The sequence below is a fragment of the Pseudomonas sp. NPDC087346 genome, from assembly GCF_044744235.1.
GTDB lineage: Bacteria > Pseudomonadota > Gammaproteobacteria > Pseudomonadales > Pseudomonadaceae > Aquipseudomonas.
Map to the genome: position 1 here is coordinate 1 of NZ_JBIUXX010000175.1, position 1,236 is coordinate 1,236.

A 1,236-nucleotide genomic window follows, 5' to 3' on the forward strand; every position below is an offset into this window, starting at 1 on the left:
CTTGGCCGTATCAAAATCTTCACCCGCTTGCATGCAGGCCCACAGTCCGGTCAGGTATTTGCGCATGACCGCAACGATGGCCTGCATCTTTCTTTTTCCTCGCCCGATCAGCGCTTCGTAAAACGCCTTCACGTTACTGTCGCAACGTATGGCGCTCAGCGCAGGCATGTACATCGCTGAGCGTAGGTAGGCGTTTCCGCCCTTACTTATCCGCCCAGGTTTATCGATGCTGGTACCTGATTGCGTCAGTCGAACATCGAGTCCCGCATGTCGGCTGACTTGTGCGGACTTAAGCGTCACAGGCAAGGTCGTCAATTCAGCCAGTGCCGAAAATACTGAAATTTCGCCCATGCCCGGTGCGGCGATCATGTGCCCGAACTGAGCGCTTAGTGTCGGGCAGTTGTCGATCAGCGCCCGACCTGCGAGCCTGAAACGCTCAATTCGTTTGTCAAACGCGGCGATCGCGTCTTCTTCGTCTTCAATCAACATTGTGAGCGTTGTTTGAGTGGCCTTCAGCGCATGCAACTCGTTCTTGGCGCGGGTGCGGTGACACGTCAAACGATTGATATGCCTTCCGATAGCCCGTAACTCCAACTGTATGGCAGTGGGTGGCGTCCACAATCTTGGGCTCATGCGCTCACCGTATTCGGCTAGTAACTGAGCATCGATTGCATCGGTTTTGCTGTTTTTCAGCATCAGCTTGGCGAAGTTATGAAAGCTCTTCGGGTTGATAACCGAAACGGGCAAACCGGCAGCAGTGAGCTCCATGGCCAAATCCAGGTAATAGATGCCGGTGGCTTCCATGACCACGGATAAAGGCTTGAGCTGGAGCAACTTGTTGACCGCTGCCTTGCGCCCGGCGGGCGTTTGGTCGATGTTGCATGCACCTGCAAAACGACCGTCGTTGCGCCAGCCCATGGCCGTCGTGCGAGATCCCACATCCAAACCAACATGCATGCTCATGCTTTCAACTCCGAGTGAACTGGGTTAAAAATGCTTCCTGGTTCCCCTGACCTCGAACTTCATGCCACTGCAACCTTGTAATGCGAAGTCCGACTTGTCGGCTTCTCGATACTCTTCGTGGTGGGCAATGAGGCGGGGGGACCTCTCTACAGACAAGGTCAGGAGCAAGTCCTGCCTTCAGGAGCGATCGGTCTCCCCCAGAAACACATCTTCGTATGTCCGCACCAGCGAGCTTAGACTCACTCGATTGGTGTGGGAGCAACATACAAGGAG

1 protein-coding gene is annotated in these 1,236 nt (G+C 54.8%); it reads right to left on the bottom strand.

The window, feature by feature from the left end:
• On the bottom strand, window positions 1-963 hold a 963-nt coding region (locus tag ACIOZM_RS31875; protein ID WP_401221666.1), incomplete at its 3' end, for an IS110 family transposase.
• Window positions 964-1,236 lie beyond the last annotated feature (273 nt).